We start from the raw sequence: 18,771 nt of genomic DNA on the forward strand, positions 1-18,771 counted from the left end.
GCAGGATTCGATGCACTGCCGTTGTAGTAAGGGCTTAAACCGATTGTTTAATACATAGTGCGGGTACTCTTTGGTCTCTTCCTTATTTTAAGGATGCTCAGTAGTACCACATCCATAACTTTGCATCGTCATGAATTCAGTCTATTGCAGAATTTGCTTATAGGCCAAAAGCTAAATAGCGGTCGCCGGACTTTGTACCTGCTTTGCCGCCGCCGCAAGCAATGACCACATACTGCTTTCCCTTGATTTCATAAATACTGGGTGTAGCATAACCTGCGGCCGGCAACTTGTACTTCCATAATTCTTCTCCCGTATCTTTATCGAATGCCCTGAAATACTCATCGACTGTCGATGCGATAAAAATGAGTCCGCCTGCAGTAACTACGGGCCCTCCGTAATTTGCTAGTCCTGTTTTGGGAATGCCTCTTTTAGTCAATTCTTCATATTCCCCAAGAGGTACCTGCCAAGCTAAAGTACCCTTGTTCAGGTCTATCGCAGAAAGTGTGCCCCAAGGCGGTTTTATGGCGGGGTAACCTTCAGGGTCATAAAAGCGATTATAGCCGGTATGCCTGTATTTCGAGAGTCTTTCATTGGCCTCTTTTCCGAATTCGTGGAGGTTTTCGACCGAGTTTTCAAGTCCGAAAATGTAATTGACGACTGCTGTTTTTTCCTTTTCGGAAATGTGTTTGAACCCGGGCATAAATCCGCGCCCATTATCGATAATTTCATTAGCTTCCTCCATAGAAAGTCTTTCGGAACTATTTTTTAAGGGGGGATAGGCACCTGATGCGTCCCCTTGCATTTGCTTGCCGTGGCACATCACACAACGAGATTGGTATACATACGCCCCTAGGTTCTTAATCTCCTTTTCTTCGGAAGCCCCTGTTTCTTCCATGGTAATGATACACGGAATTTCTTTGGCATTGACATACAAAAGCCCGGTCGAAGGGTCAAAAGCCGCACCGCCCCATCCGCCGCCGCCATCAAAACCGGGAAAAACAATTGTACCTTGTTCGCTAGGGGGAATAAATGGTTCACCGGTACGTAGCTGTGCCAACCTTTTGGCAACACTATCATAGGACGTAGGCGATAGATTGGTAATCTCTTCTTTAGTGAATTTCTGTCGTGTGAAAGGAGGCGGTTTTATAGGAAAGGGTTGGGTCGGTGAAGCCATCTCTCCTTTAAGGTCGGAAGGAGCTACCGCTCGCTCCTCAACGGGAAATAAAGGTGTGCCGCTTTCTCGGTCGAGCAGAAATACGAAGCCCGATTTTGTATGTTGCGCTACGGCATCTATTCGCTTGGCACCGTGATGAACAGTTACCAAAGCCGGTGGGGCAGGTACATCTCGATCCCACATATCATGGTGTACTGTTTGAAAATGCCAGATGTGCTCACCAGTATCCGCATTCAGGGCAAGTATACAATTGGCATAAAGATTATCGCCCAGCCTGTTTCCGCCCCAAAAATCGAACGAAGCAGATCCGGTAGGAACGTAAACTATACCACGTTGTAAATCGAGACTCATACCCGACCAAGCATTTGCCCCGCCTGTGCTCTGATGAGCTTTTGCCGGCCAAGTATTATAGCCAGTTTCCTCTGGTTTTGGAATCGTGTTGAACGTCCATTCGAGCGCGCCAGTATGCACATTGAACGCCTGTATGGTGCCCGGAGCGGCATCGGCATTTTCGGAAACCCGTGAACCATAGATGATTTTGTTTTTGTACAGCACCCCCGGTGTAGTAGCAACTACGTACCTGTCTTTTGTATCTTCCCCAAGACCTTCTTTTAATGACACTTTACCGTCAATGCCAAAGTCGTTGGCCAGTAGGCCAGTTTTGGCATCCAAGGCGAACAATTCGGGCCCGGCGGTAAAAAAAATACGCTCTTTGCCCTCTTCCTTAAAATAGGTCACGCCACGGTTGACGTTCATGCCAAAATTGATTTTAGCATTGGGATCGAATATCCATTTTTGTTCCCCTGTGGTCGCATCGAGGGCAAAAATTTTCAGTTTGGGTGAGCTGCCGTACAGTACGCCGTCGATTATTATGGGGTTGCATTGGATCTGTGTTTTTCCATTCGGATCGGCATCGCCGGTGGCGAATTCCCATGCCACTTTGAGTTCAGTGACGTTTTTCTTGGTAATGTGATCTAAAGGAGAATACTGAATACTTTTGTTTCCGCCTAAATAAACCGGCCAATCCTTGTCTGCTTCCCCTTGCTTTTTATCGTTCTTATCACATCCTATTAAAGTTAAAATTACTGATAAAGCCAAGGCAACACATTGAATTTTCATATCAGATTTTTGTCTAGAACTCACTGGTTAGAAAGTTGTATGGCGCTATTTATGTTGCGCTACACAAATAATCACTACTCTTTATATGGATTAAAAAAGAAATCATTATCTCAAATTATGCAAATCAATCTTTACTGATAACATTTAAATTCTTACTAATATCACTTAATTCCTTATCAGACAAGGCTCTGTCAAAAACCGCCAAACCGCCAATTAAACCTTTAAAGAAATTTCCCATACCACGTTTTAATAAGACAGCCCCGATTGTGAAATCGGAACCGTTATTTCCCATACCGAATGGAAAGTAATAAGGATTTTTTGTTTGGGTCAATCCGTTCGGGTAGCCTTCAAATCCGATTGTGTGATCAATCAGTTCTGGTTTACGTTTTTTGAATTTACCATTTAAATAGGATTTGATATTAGTGCCATCGTAGGTGAAAGCGATACACTGCCAGACATTTTTTTCAATTTCACCCTTACTTGCCGAATAATCGATGGAGTACGGAAAAGGAGGCGTGGGTTTACCCGTATAGGATATGTGTCCGCATACTTGGTTTTTACCATTATAATGGGGCAAGGAGGCAAATAAACCATATTGGCGCTTGCCCCCATCTTTGTATTCGTTCCACATACCTCCCACAAAGCCAGTTTGTTCTCCTGACCACTTCACCCAAGCTATGACGGTAACCTCTTTACCTGGTCCAAAGATATTAAGCGCACCGGTTTTTGAATTTGCCAGTGTCAAAAAATTCGACCCTTCAAAACGGGCTGAATAACCTGATAATGGGCCTTCATTAATTCTCAGGGTTGCACCACCCGCTTCTTTAAGGGGGAAGTCGCCTACGCCATAGGCCTTACGCTCTTGACCTTTTGGTTCCTTAAAATCCCATAATGCAATTAGATTAGCGGTTGCTTTTAGTTCTTGCAATGATTCCGATGCATGCTGCCCGATCATCAATGAGGTTTGAAGCATTAAAACACAAAGCAAGTAAACTGATTTTCTATTGTTCATTTTAAAAATGCTCTATTTTTTAGTTATGTCTTGTATGTTGCAATATAAGAAGCAACTTATTGAAACTGATGGAGAAAGGTGATAAATTAGTCAACCTGAAAATATAAACCCCTTAAACAAAGGGTTTAAAGGGTTTGTGGGGTGAAATAGTATCATTTTAGTGGAATCTCTTTGCTATATCTTTTTTGAGTGGTACATAGAGTGTTAGTTCTCGGTAATTTCATTTATTATGGAAGCGGTGTTAGTGCTGGGATTACGGCAACAATTATCGTTCTAGTACTCCAATCAACCCTTTTAAGCGTTTATTCCTCCATAACTGGTATTAATCTGCACATTGGATATATATAAAGGAGGCCTCCAACAATTTGGAAGCCTCCTTAGCAGCTTATTCGTCGAATTACTTCCCCGTAATTACATCTTTTTTAGAGAAATACCCTTCACTGTCATCAGGAAGTTTAGCGATTATCCAATCGCCATCTTCAATAATTTCGATGACTTTTAATTCTAGGCCCCCGGGCAATTGAGTTAATACTTTTGCACTTTCATCGGGTTTGGAATAGGCGTTTTTTCTTTTGCTTTTTGGTCCTTTAATTTTAATTTTTTCCGCTAAAATGTCCGTTGCCGTATTCTCTAAGACCTGGTTAAGATCTAATGGTGTAATTTCAATATTTAATTTTTGCAATGTTTCGATAAAATTTTCATTGTTTTCGGCTCGTTCCAACGCCTCCGTATATATTTTGTTTTCCGGTGCCAGATTTACGGCAGTCGTATAGAGTTTTTTTGCTTGCGCAAAATTACCGGTCATTTCATTTATTGCGCCCATATTATAACATAATTGCGGGTTGAACTCGTCAATCTCATAGATGGCGCTGTACATTTGATATGCTTTTTCAATTTCTCCTAATTTGATGTATTTATTGATATCACTTGCTCTTTCCTTAAACTCTTTATTTTTTACTCGTTCGAAGGTGAACTTGTTTTTGTAATAATACGGTGCGATGTGTTTTGCCAATTGAAAAGCTATGCCTTCGCAGGCAAACTCGGCAATTTTCTCCCCCTTCATAACGGCAGATAATATAGGCGGTTTATTTCCTGAAGCTTTATCTGAACTGTTTCCGCGACCATCGGTTTGTGTAAGTACTTCGCCCGAGGCAACATCAAGTACTCGCATTCGAGCCTCTGCGGAAGTGGTACGTATTAAAGAATGCGATGCTATATAGTTGCCTTTCTTGTCACGATATGAATTGTCTTTGCGTTCATCTGTACTGGAGTAGCTGAGACTTCCGTAAATAACGGCGTCGGCCTCGACCAATTTGCCTATTTCTATGATTTGACTATCACTTAACGAATTTATATTGAGCATTCTATCTTGATAAACTCTAGTTATTTCCTCGCGTTTTACCAAGTAAAAAATATCGGTCCTTCCGCCTTCGTAAAAACATTTGCCATTTAGGGAACGATATTCCTTGAGTAGTTCCGCAGAAAGATAATCGGCCATTTTGGTACCTAGATCGGCCCCGGCGTTTTTTAGAATATCGCTGCTGACATTCTCAAAATCGATAATAGCGATTTTATTGATATCACCCAATACTTTCTGAGGGGGACTTAAAAGCGATGCGGTATAAGTGGGTTTGAAAAGTTGAGAGTTGACATTCGGCATAAATATAACAAAAGCCAAAATGTATAATATTGTTGACGCGTACTTACGATGATTTTTTAGTCCCATAATTTTTATTATTTGGTTTGTATAGGTTGAACTTTTTGTCAAAACCAAAATTTTGGTTTTGTAATCGGATGGGGGCTTTTGATCAACTTTAATCGTGCTACCGCAAAACTTAGTCATCTTAGGGCGAGGTCTTGGCCATTACATTCGTTTAATGCACTGTCAAAAACGGGTTGGTTTCGCAACGTCTATATATTGGTAAAGGCCCATAAGACAGGGAAATCGAGGGTAGGGTAATCGGGAATAGGTATTCATCGGTTAGAATCTGAAGGAAACCCCGGCCGACAAAAATGCAAAACCATAACCGCCTTCGGCAAATACCGCAAAATTTTCGGCAAAGAACCAGCGTGCCCCAACAAAGCCCGTTGCGCCGGGCTTGCTTCCATAACTTCCGACAGATCCACTATAGGATACAATTCTGTATGAGACCATGGCCCCTCCGTAGAGGTCTAGATTTTCAACATTAAGTCCGTTATAATGGTAGGCGCCCCGAACGCCAATTACGGTATACGTCCATTTATCGTTGCCTCCAAAATAATCGTAGCTATAGGTCTTATAGCCAAGAAAGCCGCCGAGACTAACGACTCCGGGCCCAGGAACTTCCCAGATTCCCCGTTCAAAACTGGCACTCAACCCTACACTTTGTGATGAGGTGGTATAACTCCCGTAGGCACCGCCAAGGCCGACACCCAGATTGATTACATTTGTGCCTTGAATAAATTCTTGAGCCGATAAAGAAGTTGCGGTAAAGAGTAAAATTGCGAAATAAATGATGTGTTTTTTCATGATTTTTATGGTTTTGGTTTTTAGTTGAATTTCTAGTTTATCCTAAATTGAAATACTTCCGATATAGAGCTATTACCATTAGTATCCGTTGCTTTAACTTCCCAATAGTAGTTGGTGGCGGCCGTTACCGAAACATTATTGATAATGGTCTCTGTAAATGTGCCCAATGAAGTCAAATTGCCTTCCGTTGTTCCAAGAAATATTTCGAAGTCTTTTATATCATCGTCAATATCACTTGCGCTCCATGCCAAGGTTACTTTTGTCGAAGTGTCAAGGTTACTTCCTCTTGAAGGTGAAATAGCTTCCGCTGGAAAAGGAGCGTAATTTTCTATTCCGGGACCCTCGTTAAAAAAGCGCCACTTTTCACTTGTGGAGGTTTTATCGGTATCATTGCGGCGTGATTCCACAGACCATTCATACGGGATGCCCCTTTCTAATCTAATAAGTTTCTCTGTACTTCCTTGGACCACAGCGTTATTGGTCGTATTGGTGGATAGATTGGTATAGGTTATGGAATAACTATCAGTGTTTTCGGAGGCGTTCCAACGAAACTGGACATCGCTCTCGGTTTCACTTACGATTGTTCCTTCGTTACATTCCGTATTGTTTGCCGGAAAAATTAAAATACTGGCTGCAGGGTCGGGTACGACTACAATCGGGTCATCGTCACCACCTCCTTGAATGGGTTCTGAACCCTCATCATCACCTCCACAGGCAGAAAGAATGAATAACGCAACAAGACACCTAACGTATTTAGATTTTATTATTTTCATCTTTTAATGATTTTGTAGTTCAACAAATTAGACCCAAATCTGAGGTTAAGAAGATGTACCCCTGCGGATAGGCTGCTAACATCTAAGGATATCGTTCCGTTCCCTGATTTTAATCGTTTGGAGAGTACCAAAATTCCGTTTGTGTTATAAACTGATGCCTCTATTTCTTGGTTAACACCAATTGATCCCATGACAATAGTCAACGGTTCACTCGATACAGGATTAGGATAAATCAATGTATTCGACAACAGCACAATATTTTCATCATATTGCCCTTGACAGCCCTTATCGGTAAGCACCGACAATGAATTGTTTACTTTTGTTAATGGCAATGTAATTTCTGAGTTCTCGGTTAAAAAGGTCTCATCGTTTAACCGAACGATGTAGCGTTTGGCACCAGAGAGATTCAACGTCACTTCTTTACCTGTGGTACTTAATTTTGAGGAAACGGAAAGTGCCTCGGGTTCTGTTATCACTATATCAAAACACCTGGTATAGTCCGTTTGCCCTGTCACAGCAATGCAAATGGAATAGTCACCGGCTGAAAGATTGGAAAAAAGGGTACTTGCGGTAAAGGTATTCGTAATATCGCCGGAGTTTCCTGTTAAAGTGGCGCTGTAATTCTGTGAATTTTGCGTGCTGATTTCAATACTACCGTTATTGGATGCAATACAAGATTCTCCTATAGTTTTTACCGTAAAATTATCGGCTGGAAGTGAAAATATCTGGCATCCATTTACATCGACTATTGCTCCTGAAGGAGTAGCCGGGCAATTGTCAATAGCATTGGGTACACCGTCAGAATCGTTATCATTATCACACACATCTCCTATGCCATTATTATTAGAATCTTTTTGATCCGGATTGAATGTTGATGGACAATTGTCGACATCATTTAAAATGCCGTCAGAGTCACTGTCATTTGCATTGAAAGGAATGGTGACTTCGGTACAATTGGAAATAACGGTTTCGGAACCCAGCGTAATACGAACAGCGTAGCTACCGCTGATCAAGGGAGTAAAAGTTCGGGCCGTGGCATTGGCCCCCGCAATTTCATTGTTAACGCAGTCAAACCACTCGTATGTTGCATCGGGGTTCTGAAAGGTAGCTGTAAGTGTCAAATCAGTTAAGGTAACGGTATTGTCGATCCCGTCGGTTGAAATAGTAAAACTTCTGCTATCGTACAAGCTCCATATACCGCTTTGGTTGCGAACCCTGATATACGCAGTATGAACACCACTAGCCAAATCGCTTGTTGGAAGTAAAATTGCTTGATTCGAATTTCCGGCTTCTGCATCTAGACTTATCGAGGTTCCATTTCCGACACCGGGATCTGAATCAAAAAAGTATTCGGCGGCTACTACAGGTTCGTTTTCGCTTGCAAAGGAAGCCATAAAAAATATGGTGCGATCATAAAGGCTCCATGACCCTTCGGTGTTTCGGGTTCTAATATAGAAACTATGAAAACCACTGCTTAAACCTGTGGTGGGTATGGAAGCTGTTTGTGTTAAACCTCCCGTATTGGAATTAAGTGCTAGAGACGTACCATTGCCGATCCCTGGGTCGGTATCAAAAAAATATTCCGCAGCGCTCAAAGGTTGCGAGATACTTGAAAAAGAGCGGATGAGAAAAATGGTTCTGTCGTAAAGACTCCAAACGCCGTCTACTGTTCTTGAGCGTACATACAGGCTATGAAAACCATCGGTTAATCCCGAAGTTGGAATGGATAGGGATTGGACTAGGGAACCCGAATTACTTGTTACGGTAAAGGAGGTTCCATTGCCAACTCCCGGGTCGGTATCAAAAAAATACTCAGCGGCCCCGATAGCTTGGGCAACGGAATAATTGTACAATAGCATCACAGCTATTAGCAGTGGTATATTTTTCATCGCTCTAGTTGTTTGTAGTGCTGATGATGACATTTAAATTTTGCCCCGGAGCGACTGTAGTACTTATTGCTTCGATACGCACCGTGGGAACACCATTACTGAAGCCTAGATTATTGAAAGTGAAACTACTACTGTCGTCATAAAGTCCAATGTCTTCACCGTTAACTCCGGCATCGATGGCCGGTGAGCCTGCTCCTAAATTATAGTCGTCCGTTGTTGGGTCGTACGTGGCATTGTCGTTGTCTTCAAGAAATAAGGGATTGCGATTATCCAAATTGTTGTTGCCATTTAGGGAAGCAACATTTCCAGTGCCGATATTATAGGTAAGGCAATTCTCGAAAGTTACTCCATCGACATTGGGATCGTATGTGGCGCTGGTCGAGTAGTAAAATATGTTGTTTTGAACTGAAATGCTACCATTGGCATAGCCACGATTATATACCGGATTGCTACTTACGGGATTTAAAAAAATATTGTTTTTAACGGAGACGGATTGATAATTAATAACGACAACTTGTCGTGTGATGATATTGTTCGTAATTATGGCGTTGGAATAATTTGAGGACGTCGATCCGTATCCTACATAATTTAAAATATTGCCTCTAATCAAAATATCATCCGCACCGGCATTATAGAAATAGAGTTCCTCTAAGAGACAGTTCTCAACGATCAGACCCGTAAGTGGAACGGTGTTGTACCGTACGTTATAGGTGTCGCTTAATTCTAGACTGGTCAATCTGGTATTATCAGCTCCTGTTGTAAGTTGAACGCTTCCTACTACCGACCTTTTGTCCGAATCACTATGGGCAAAACCAATGAGAGTCAATGTTTTTTCTATGATAACATTACCATAGCTCGTTTCAGAAGGCATGACATGAATAATATCCCCAGCAGTGGCGGCCGAAATGGCACTTTGCAGATTGTCATATTGGGCATTGCTACCCGTAGTGTTATCAACGGTAATAATATTTTGTGCGTGAATTGATAATAATGCTGCAAAAAATAGTAGTGTTAAGGTAGTGGTTTTCATTTTTCTAGATTTTATAGGTTCTACTTATAGTGGTCTTGACAATTGGCTTTAATAGACCTTATGTTCGTTTTTGACCATGTCGACAAAACAGAGGTGGCAGTTGGTCGAAATGAAAGCTTTTATTTAGCGGAAGCTTCATGGATTAGGGTTATTTGGTTCATTGCCAAACCTAATATAACCTTAGCGATATTTCTTACGGTAAGCCGTAACCGGTTCTATTTTTTATGAATTTTTTGCTGAAGTACTATCCGTATCGATTTAAGGGTACTAATACAAACAGGTTTATCAGTGAGGTGTGCCAATGAGATACTTGAAAAAGTAGTATATACCTTGTGCCAAAGTTATTGTTGCTTGATATGTTCGGATAAATTTAGATAGCGACAAATGGTTTGAGAAGAGCTCACTCAATACCAGCCACCTACATTGTATTTTATTATATGTTGAGGTTGGTTTTTTGCATATTCCAATAATATTTCTCGGGCATATTTTGTTGATTGACCAGCTACATCAACTTCTTTTAAGGTTAAGAGCCACTCGTTGTCGCCCAGTTCCCTGACTCTAGTTGCGATTTCTTTGTATAGTAACTTTAACTCGTCTTTGCACCAAGCCCTAGGTTCAATTTTAGACAAGACTTTACCAGCCTCTTTGGCACCTTCGAGGGATTGGTCTGCATACCAAATGGATCGTGCCGTATTTAGCTGTTGTCTGCATTTTTGGTCGAGGGCATTTTGAAAGAATGTACCGATGTCATCTTCATTTTCTGCATAGCAATTGCTTGAAAGCGGAATATTGGCGATAATTTTGACGGCTTCCTCTGTTTGATCTTGTGCCTTTAATGCGTAAGCCTTCTTTTTTACCTCTTCACAATGTTCTTCGTAGTAGTTTATGATTTCTTTTTTAGTATGTTCAAGAAAGGCTATAAGTTTGGGATTTTTCGGTGCAATTCTTTTAATGGCGGCGATGTAGGCTTTTTGTTCGTTTTGACCGACACCTTTTAAGTTGACAAACTCCGTATGAAAGAGGTTTCCTTTTTCTGTTTCATTGTCCCCAATGATCAATGCCATTTCTAAATCCAGTACCACTCGCGATGGTGCAGTACCCAATATTTCCTTACCCAATACTGCAATTCGTGGGACTACAAAAAAGCGGGGCCTTAATACATTGCCGCTAATGCCATTTGCAGTTATTAATTGCATCAACCTAGTGCGTAATAAGCTCCGTGCATTATTCGGAATATTTTCAGCCTGTTCAGGTACGTATACGCCCAGCAATACATCATTATTGTCTTGATTGTATTGGGCTTTCCCCAAAACGATAAAAAGCAGAGCGATTAAGAGAAATAATCTTTTCATAGTATGTTTATTTACCGCCCAGAATAAGGGTCACTTTGCCCAAACCTTCGGTGGCTAATTTATTTGGAATATTGTAGGCGGATCCGCTAAGTTTCTGGCTCAAATCCCTAAAAAAGTTTCGGGCGGCCATGGCTCTATTACGTTCATCGAATAGGGGCATTCGAACTTGCTCAAAAAGCGCATAGGTACTAGTCACATCGGTAGTAGAAAAACGCCCTTCAACGGTTTTTTCATCAAGCCAATCTTCAATTTCAAAAGAAAGGTCATCAAGGTCCCCGTCCCAATCATCCCATGCCAATACCTGTAGGGTTACCTCTCTACCATTGGTAAACATATCTTCAAAATGTTCTCGAAGCGTATGGGTAAAATCTTCCATGTTCTCCAAAACGGCCTCTTCCAATAAAACGGGCAATTCAACACTAAAGGATGGGGCACCGGTGCCGGTGGCGGTGGCAATTTGTTTGTAGGTATATGAATCCAATCCCTGTAGATTGTAGGTTATCGAAGTATTCGGACCAACTTTATTGACAGCCCAGGTGAGTTGAATGATGATGTCGGCATCTGCTGTTTTTACAATTTGATCTAGCGGGGATTCAGAAATAGAAGCACCTGTGTCTTTAGAGGTTCTAACGAGGTTTAAAGCATTCGAATTCTCGAGACCCTTTAAAACAGTTTCCAAGTTTTTAAGCGGAAATTCCCTCTCGGCCATTAAACCGTTTATTTTACTGATAACCAAGAGTAAATCGGTGTTTTCTTGAAATGCTTTTTTATAGTCGGGTATTTTGGTTTCGATTCCTTGATTGTCATAGGTTTGTACATATCCGTTTTGAATACACCAAGCATCACTTGGCATTACCATCAAGGATGGTTTTTTTGCATTTTGCCCGTATGCCGCAAATCCCGCCAGCAGCACTAACAGTATATATTTAAAAGTAGAGTTTCTCATATTAAAAACCTTTTGCCAATGAATTGATTATACCCTCTTTTTCAAGGTGTTTTCTTAGTTCGTCTGACGCCACACTTACCACAACGCCTATTTTATACTGGTAAAATTTATCTTTTTTTTCCTTTTTGTTTTTTACGAGTTTTTGCACATCGGCAATGCCTTTAAAATCGGTGGCATAGGTCACAAATCGATTGAAATCACCATCGTCAAGAAAGAAATTTTTGAAAAAATCTTTATACTCTTTGTCGGTCATATCTCTGTTCATCAAGGGATGCGATGCCCTACATTCACGACCTACATCGGCATAGCCTTTAAAAATTACACCGTGTACAGCATTCTTTTTTGCTTGTGTGGTGGCAACACTTTTTTCTTTCGAATAAGACCATATTTTTACTATTTTAAAGCCATGCTTAGCGGTTCCCCCATAACATTCAATATCGTATTGCCATTCAAAAGTATCATTGTCGGCCAATTTTTGTTTGCGTTGCGCAAATACGCCGGTATACATAAAAGCAAGGAGATAAAATGGCAGAACATTTTTTATAATCTTGTATTTCATTTAAATATATTTTGATTTTTCTTAAACCTGATCAGCATACCTGGGTACAGTTTTTTTGCATTACCTTTAAAGACGGTGTATGGCTGTGCTGATTCTGTATTCGCTTCTTCTGGAAGATAAGAATTGTCCCAGATCTGATTATGGTCGACAGTAATTTCCGTTACTTTTTCATAATTGATCGAACCATTCTCTAGTAAGATTTGTTCCAGTACTTCAAATTTGTCTCCTTTGGCTAGGTCTTCCTTCGTACCGATTTTAGCCGCAAGGGGGTCAATACTAATTAATGGCGTTTTCGTTCTGAATACTTCAAATTTTCGTTCCAATTTAGAAATGGCTGAATTGGTGGCTTTGATAGTAGCTCTTTCAATCAATTCTTCATCTGATTTTGAAGTATATTTGGTTGATTGCACATCTGCCCAGGCATCTTGTTGGCCTAAATACTCGAGTTTAAAAAAATCTGCCTTATCAAAGGCGTCGACTGCATCCTCATTATAATTTTCATCGGTAACCCACAGTTCCCCATAAAATTGGCCCGCAGTTTCCTTATCCCATATCAACCGGAACAGGTACGATGTTGTTTTGATAACGTAACCCTTGGCCAATACGTCTGCAGCCAAGGTGGTTGTACTATTTGCCGCCTTACTGCCAAACATTGCAGCAATATTAAGAACCTCTTTGCCCTTTTCCCCAATTTCTTCTTTGTTGGTATACTTATAATCATTTACGATTACGAACGTATTTGCGATAAGATGTTCCCCAGCGTCTTCCAACATGGCATTGCCCCGTATCGTCTTTTCGGCAATTTCCCTGTCAAAGGCGCTAGCATTATATAATCCCCTTTGCTTGACAAGATTCAAACTGAACGTACCTTTTTCATTTCTGCCAAACCATTTGGCCACCATTTTTCTGGCGACAGCTGCCTCATCCAACTTTTCTATGATTCTGGCGGAATGATCTTTTGCCTCCTCATCTAGGGTAATAAAGTTAGTATCGAGACTATGGTCATTAAACTTGTCGGAAATTTCTATTGCTTGAAATGTGCTTTTAATGGTATTCAGTTTTTCCTTCTCAGGTGTCTCCACCATAAGGATAAGCAGCGAACTTCTTTTGAAGTCTTTTATTTCGGAGGAAAAATCTACATCGCGAAGTAATATTTTTTCTTGTGCTTCAGCATTGAGAAAAATGAGATTGAGTAATACGATCTGAAGGATAATGAGCCTCCTTCCTTTTACCTCTTTTAAGCCAATCATAGCAGCATTTTTAGATTAGTATACCATTGAATTTTCAAATTAGTACGGCTCAGTGGGGATGAATACTGTACAAATTCCTGTAAGTAAAAGTCTTTGGCATAGCCCTTTATACTTTTATCTTACTTTCATAATACCAAACATAGTGATTAGAGGATTTACTGAAATACGGGTTCCCGTAAACGCGAACTATTTTAGCGGTTATTTTTTAAGGCAAGTAATATTTGTAGGAAAATAAAATAAATAAGTCAGATTAAACCTAAATCTTTGGCATTCGCAACAAGTTGTACATTATTGTTTGCTTGAAAAACATCTTTTAATCTGTTCAGTCTTTTTTCAATTGAACTTAAGCTGCTGGGCGACACTCCTTTGTTAGATAAAAGATTGGAGATTTGGTCTTGGGTGAAACCATTTGAAAGATAAGCCAAGAGCGAGATGTCATAATCTTCGATCTCAAAGAAATTTTTACCGTGGGTCAGTCTTTCAATCTTATCAGATAAAAACCCTTTTCCTTGAAACACGGCTTTAACGGCATTTTTTAAATCCTTTAGACCATCGCGACCCTTTAAAACATAGGCCGACACTTTATTCTTTTTTGTAAAACGGGTAACGGTATCCGGTTTCTCTTCAACAGAACAGATAATTATCGGCAACTCTAGGTTTTTAGTCCTGATTTTCTCGATCAATGACTTGCCCGAATCGATAGTCAAGGGTCTATGGTCTCGTTGAAATGATAGGTCGGTAATCAAGAGATCGAAGGGGGCATTCTTAAACAAAGCAGCTTGGATTTTCAGATAAGCGTCATCACAGTATTGGGTGAGCACTACTTCTTTGACGCCCAAGTCTTTTTCCAACATTGTTGAAATACCATAACCAACAGTATCTAAATCTTCGACAACCAACACTTTCTTAAACATAATTTATTGGGATTAAAAGGGAATAGAGATGGTAACTTTAGCTCCAGATCCTTGTTTGGTTTCAAATATAATACCTCCTCCTATAGCGTGAATACGGTTTTCCGTATTCATAAGGCCAATGCCACGAGATTGTTTTGGGTTGAAACCTACACCATTATCACTGTAGGCAATAATTATTCGTTTTTTTTGGTTTTCAAATTGTAATGAAGCCAAATTTGCCTGTGAATGTTTCTTCATGTTTACCAAAAGTTCTTTTACGGTTCGGTGAACGATTACTGCTTTATGTTCTTCTAAAAGAGCCCATTCAATGCCGCTGATGCCCTTAACAAGTATAGTTGTATTGTTATCTTGATAGTTCGCAATTAATATGTTAAGTTCGTCTTTAAAGCCTATGCCGGTTTTAATGGCTGCATTTTCGTGGGAGATTTGCCGTGTTGTTTGGTAGATATCTTCTAAATTGTTTAATAACTCGTCATAGGCCTTATCTTGACTTTGTATTTTGGTCATGAGACCGAAAACGTCATTGGCAAGGCCATCGTGAAGATCTTGACTTATGCGTTTTTCGGTATTATAGACTTCTTGAAGTTTTTCTTTCTTATGTCGCTGGCGCAAGAAGTATAAGAACGATGCACCTCCCAGAAGTAAAAAGCCGCTTAATGAAAGTAAAATTACTTTTTGAGCTTTCTGTTCGGCAAGTTCTGCCCTTTTCTGGGCGGTTTCCGTTTCTAATTCGAGAATTTGTTCTTTTTCCATCTCATCATCATATTTCATTTTTGCGAACTGGGTTTTTACTTTAAGCTCATTGTTGTACATGCTATCTTTAAGAAAAATATACCTGTCTCGAAATGCAATATTTTTGGGTTCCAAATTTAGAAGTAGGGCTAAGGCGTCTGTTTCGGCCTTAGGGGTATTTAACTCGTTGGAGAGTAGAATAACGGAGTCTAGGTATTTTCTTGCCCTTCTGGGGTCAGATCGGGCAAAATATTCTCCCAAATGGGTGTAGCTGGCAATTTGCCCACGTTTGTCATTAAATTTTTTGCGAAGCTGTAAGGCCTCATAAAAAAAGTGTTCTAAATTTCTTTCTCCATTCTTTAGTTTGGCATACGTATAGTTGTCCAATATTCTTGCGTATGTGCTCGATTCTTTTGCTAAGGATTTTTCTGCGAGTAGTTCCTCAAAAATGATAAAAGCCTTTTCAAAATCTTTCATTTCAGTCAAAAGTGCGGCTAAATTGTTGTTGTATTTTATGGACTGCCTTGTAGAATTGGTATTGTCGATAGCCAATCGATAGTATTTAAGTGCTTCGGTAAAGTTTTGAAGTTTTCGGTTGTTCGTTGCCAATTCATTGTAAATGGAGGTCAAAGATTGATTTTCTGCAGAATTTCTGATGGCTTCGGTCAGCGTTTCTTTTGCGCCAAAGAAATCGTTCTGGATACCCTGTAGTACGGCAATATTTATAATAGCCTTATTCATTTCTTTTATATTGCCATTGCGTAGATGGGAGTTTTTGGATCGCCGGTAATAAATAAAGGCACTATCGAGCCTATTGGTCAATTCATCAAAGTAGTAGCCCAAATTAAACTGTGCCCTTCCTAAAAAAAATAAGTTGTTGTTTTGCTTGGCCTTTTTAGCGAGTGCGGTATTAACCAGATAAAAACTGTCGATTTGCCTTCTTGATAAATGAATTAATCCTTTAGAATAAATAATGGCTATTTCTAAAGAATCTGTATTTGTATTAGCAGCCCTTAAAAGTGTTTGGGCGGTATCTAAATAGGCCAAACGATCGGCTGGATTGAATTTCGAGTTATAACTTTTTTGAATTAACCCTTCTACTTTCATAATAGTACTTTTGTGCGTACTATTTTTCTCTCTTGTGGTACAATTTAGAAATAGCACTAATACAAATAGCTGTATGATAATGGGCTTTAAATTCACCTTGAAGATTTAGTTGAAATATAAGAAATAAAATTACAGATTGATTAAATGGTTACACCTGTTTCATTTTTGGGCCAATTCGAAATTTGTGGTGGAGACAGAAATGAAGAAGACGGGCGTATAGCCCGTCTTAATCACATTTTAATGGTGTTTAGTCAGCGCCTGGTTCGCTTTTGTCTTTTTCATCATCACCCTCGGTGGCGACTTCATTGACGGTTGGATAATCAGCGATACTATCTTTGCTACAAGACATAAAACAATTAGTAAAAACGATAAATGCGAAAGCGTAGAATAGAGTTCTCATAATAATATAGTTTTAGATTACGAGAGCTAATTACACTGTTATTCAACTACTTATGTTGACATGTCAAGGCATGTTATTACGTGTTGATACGTGTCTAAAAAATTCCTGAAAAATGTTTATTGGTTTTGTTTATTTTTGAGCCTATGGCATTTTATAAGCTTAATAGAAAGTATTTGGCCACTTTTATCTTTTTGATAGACTCCATTGAGGAAAGAGATTTTGATGTGGATTATCAGGAGATTGCTGACTTTGAGACCAAAAAACTGGATACAGCACATAAAATATCAATCGATAGGGCCTTTAAATTGAGAACTGCTTTAAAAAAAGGTTGGAATAAAAAGCCTGGTCTGCCTTTGAAAACTACTTTAAATGTTATGGCGGCGTATTTTGAAAGCAACGAATCATACTCTTTCTTAAAGTTTCATTTAAAGTATGAGGATAAAATCAAAGTGCATTTTGATAAAAATAGGCCCCAAGCTAATTTGATCACTAAACTATTTCCTGAAAGAGCGGAGAAAATAACACATTTAGAGCGAAATCTTGAAACTGTTGAGCTTAGTGCAAATGAGGCGGAGACCAATGGTGTTGAAAAGTTCAAACAGGATTTGGAATTACAATTCAATAATTTTCGCAAGAAAATTGAGAACGAACTAAAATTGAAGACGGATTATATCAGATATCTTGAGCAAAAGGTTGAAGATATAGAATCGACCTTAAAAAGGGCGGAGTTTTTTGATGGTAAACTGGGTGCCATAGGTTTGTTTTTTGTTGGTATTGATTATGGCGTGCTAACAAAAGAATCGCTGCTCAATGATTTCTTTGGTGATTATGATGGAATTGATTCGGATAGTATTTTAGATGACCTACTTTAGTTTCAGCAATGAATTTAGAAAAAGAACAAATCATAAAGAGCAAATTAGGCTTGATCTTAAAGGTGCTGTTGATTACTTTGGTGTTATTCAAGATTGCAGATTTCGCCATGAGCCATTATGGCGATACCCCATCAAGTAATGATAAGCGGGAGGTAATATCAACACCGATTGATTCGACGAAAATACCACGCCATAGTACCACAGGAGTAGGGCGCCTCGAAGCCGGAGCCAAACCTTTGGAGAATACGGCAAGCATATACATTTTTGGAGAAAATGGATTAGACAGCCAAGCTAGTCGACATGTCGGTTCTATTTTTTTCGATGATTACAAATTGACAGCCACTCCCGATGGCCTTCAAAAAGAAAAGTTGTTATCGGGTGATTTTCATTCGGCTGCAAACACCGAGTTGGTATGTGTGGGTAAGGTAAGTTACTCATATAAAACGGATGATCAAAAAAATACGTGTGAATTAACTTTATATTTTGATACGTACAACAAGGTCACAGGAGAAAAAATAAAAGCCCTATCAAAGGCAATGGTGCGTTATGGTATTGGTTTTTCCAACTCACAGGCGAAACAGGTAGCAATGGGGAAGGTACACTAAATAACTGTTCGGAATATGGATCACAGTTTTCCTAAAAATTTTGCGATATTCGCATTCATGGGGAGGTTTCCGATAACTCCGGCAAACTGAAGGGCTGTTTCCGTATCCAAAACTTTTACACGGATTTTAATCTCAGAATTAAAAATAGAATATGTGCCAATTACCAAGGCATCCGCAGCGACGATTTTCCCCAATCGCTTTGTAGTTTTTTCGTCAATATAACCTTCTGCATTTAAACGGTGTTCTTTTAAGATGACATTTAAATGAGTACGATCGATTACCGCAAAATTTTCGGAATGATTCGCTAGATAAATCGAAAAATCTTCGGTTAAAAAGTTGCCAAAATCTGTCTGTTCATTTTTATCGGAAAAAAAGCCCCAGATAGCTACTTTGGTCTTTTCCTTTGTATTTATTTTTTCTGCAAGTTGTTGGGCCAACTTCTCGAGTTTAGTATCAAAACCTTGCGAATTTGCAAAGGTTGTCAGTGTCAAGAGCAGAAGTAAAAGTATCTTTGTTTTCATGTGTTAT

At 39.7% G+C, this 18,771-nt stretch carries 17 protein-coding genes; 2 read left to right on the plus strand and 15 right to left on the minus strand.

The genetic code is table 11. The annotated features are described in order from the left end of the window. Positions 1-157: 157 nt before the first annotated feature. The 14 genes from AACZ88_RS07420 to AACZ88_RS07485 all read right to left on the minus strand — a co-directional run bounded on the left by AACZ88_RS07420 (position 158) and on the right by AACZ88_RS07485 (position 16,766). Positions 158-2,293, minus strand: coding sequence for a PQQ-binding-like beta-propeller repeat protein (locus tag AACZ88_RS07420; protein ID WP_339708494.1), 2,136 nt, complete (start codon positions 2,291-2,293; stop codon positions 158-160). A gap of 124 nt (positions 2,294-2,417) precedes the next feature. Further along, on the minus strand, positions 2,418-3,305 hold the full coding sequence (locus AACZ88_RS07425; RefSeq protein WP_339708496.1) for a LamG-like jellyroll fold domain-containing protein: 888 nt from the start codon (positions 3,303-3,305) through the stop codon (positions 2,418-2,420). Positions 3,306-3,702: 397 nt separating this feature from the next. Then, complete coding sequence (locus AACZ88_RS07430) at positions 3,703-5,031, minus strand: hypothetical protein (RefSeq protein WP_339708498.1); 1,329 nt, start codon at positions 5,029-5,031, stop codon at positions 3,703-3,705. Between the two features lie 255 nt (positions 5,032-5,286). Beyond that, positions 5,287-5,814, minus strand: coding sequence for a hypothetical protein (locus tag AACZ88_RS07435; RefSeq protein WP_339708500.1), 528 nt, complete (start codon positions 5,812-5,814; stop codon positions 5,287-5,289). A gap of 32 nt (positions 5,815-5,846) precedes the next feature. Continuing rightward, positions 5,847-6,587 carry a hypothetical protein gene (locus AACZ88_RS07440; protein WP_339708502.1) on the minus strand — a complete coding sequence of 247 codons (741 nt, stop codon included), beginning with the start codon at positions 6,585-6,587 and terminating at the stop codon, positions 5,847-5,849. Beyond that, positions 6,584-8,476 (minus strand): thrombospondin type 3 repeat-containing protein, encoded by a 1,893-nt coding sequence (locus AACZ88_RS07445; protein WP_339708504.1) that lies wholly within the window; start codon positions 8,474-8,476, stop codon positions 6,584-6,586. The genes AACZ88_RS07440 and AACZ88_RS07445 overlap by 4 nt, the downstream gene beginning before the upstream one ends. Before the next feature lie 4 nt (positions 8,477-8,480). Continuing rightward, positions 8,481-9,506 (minus strand): hypothetical protein, encoded by a 1,026-nt coding sequence (locus AACZ88_RS07450; RefSeq protein ID WP_339708506.1) that lies wholly within the window; start codon positions 9,504-9,506, stop codon positions 8,481-8,483. Positions 9,507-9,910: 404 nt separating this feature from the next. Beyond that, entirely contained in the window at positions 9,911-10,858 is a 948-nt protein-coding gene (locus AACZ88_RS07455; protein WP_339708508.1) for a hypothetical protein, read from the minus strand. Between the two features lie 7 nt (positions 10,859-10,865). Further along, positions 10,866-11,804 carry a DUF6175 family protein gene (locus AACZ88_RS07460; protein ID WP_339708510.1) on the minus strand — a complete coding sequence of 313 codons (939 nt, stop codon included), beginning with the start codon at positions 11,802-11,804 and terminating at the stop codon, positions 10,866-10,868. A 1-nt stretch (position 11,805) separates the two neighbouring features. Then, the gene (locus tag AACZ88_RS07465) at positions 11,806-12,363 is read right to left on the minus strand and encodes a hypothetical protein (RefSeq protein ID WP_339708512.1); all 558 of its coding nucleotides are present in this window, start codon (positions 12,361-12,363) and stop codon (positions 11,806-11,808) included. Continuing rightward, entirely contained in the window at positions 12,360-13,613 is a 1,254-nt protein-coding gene (locus tag AACZ88_RS07470; protein ID WP_339708514.1) for a hypothetical protein, read from the minus strand. Before AACZ88_RS07470 ends, AACZ88_RS07465 begins: the two co-directional genes overlap by 4 nt. A gap of 245 nt (positions 13,614-13,858) precedes the next feature. Continuing rightward, positions 13,859-14,527, minus strand: coding sequence for a response regulator (locus AACZ88_RS07475; RefSeq protein ID WP_339708516.1), 669 nt, complete (start codon positions 14,525-14,527; stop codon positions 13,859-13,861). 12 nt (positions 14,528-14,539) lie between these two features. Then, positions 14,540-16,366 (minus strand): ATP-binding protein, encoded by a 1,827-nt coding sequence (locus AACZ88_RS07480; RefSeq protein WP_339708518.1) that lies wholly within the window; start codon positions 16,364-16,366, stop codon positions 14,540-14,542. A gap of 247 nt (positions 16,367-16,613) precedes the next feature. After that, positions 16,614-16,766, minus strand: coding sequence for a hypothetical protein (locus AACZ88_RS07485; RefSeq protein WP_339708520.1), 153 nt, complete (start codon positions 16,764-16,766; stop codon positions 16,614-16,616). Positions 16,767-16,909: 143 nt separating this feature from the next. Here AACZ88_RS07485 and AACZ88_RS07490 point away from each other — a divergent pair, with 143 nt between their 5' ends. Beyond that, the gene (locus tag AACZ88_RS07490) at positions 16,910-17,638 is read left to right on the plus strand and encodes a hypothetical protein (protein WP_339708522.1); all 729 of its coding nucleotides are present in this window, start codon (positions 16,910-16,912) and stop codon (positions 17,636-17,638) included. Between the two features lie 8 nt (positions 17,639-17,646). Continuing rightward, positions 17,647-18,243 carry a hypothetical protein gene (locus AACZ88_RS07495; protein WP_339708524.1) on the plus strand — a complete coding sequence of 199 codons (597 nt, stop codon included), beginning with the start codon at positions 17,647-17,649 and terminating at the stop codon, positions 18,241-18,243. A 20-nt stretch (positions 18,244-18,263) separates the two neighbouring features. Here the strand turns inward: AACZ88_RS07495 and AACZ88_RS07500 are convergent, their stop codons facing one another. Continuing rightward, a complete protein-coding gene (locus AACZ88_RS07500; protein ID WP_339708526.1) occupies positions 18,264-18,764 on the minus strand; it encodes a FlgO family outer membrane protein in 501 nt (166 codons plus the stop codon). Positions 18,765-18,771: the final 7 nt, after the last annotated feature.

Origin of the sequence: uncultured Kriegella sp. (assembly GCF_963975415.1) — a bacterium.
In the GTDB taxonomy this organism is placed as follows: Bacteria; Bacteroidota; Bacteroidia; order Flavobacteriales; family Flavobacteriaceae; genus Kriegella.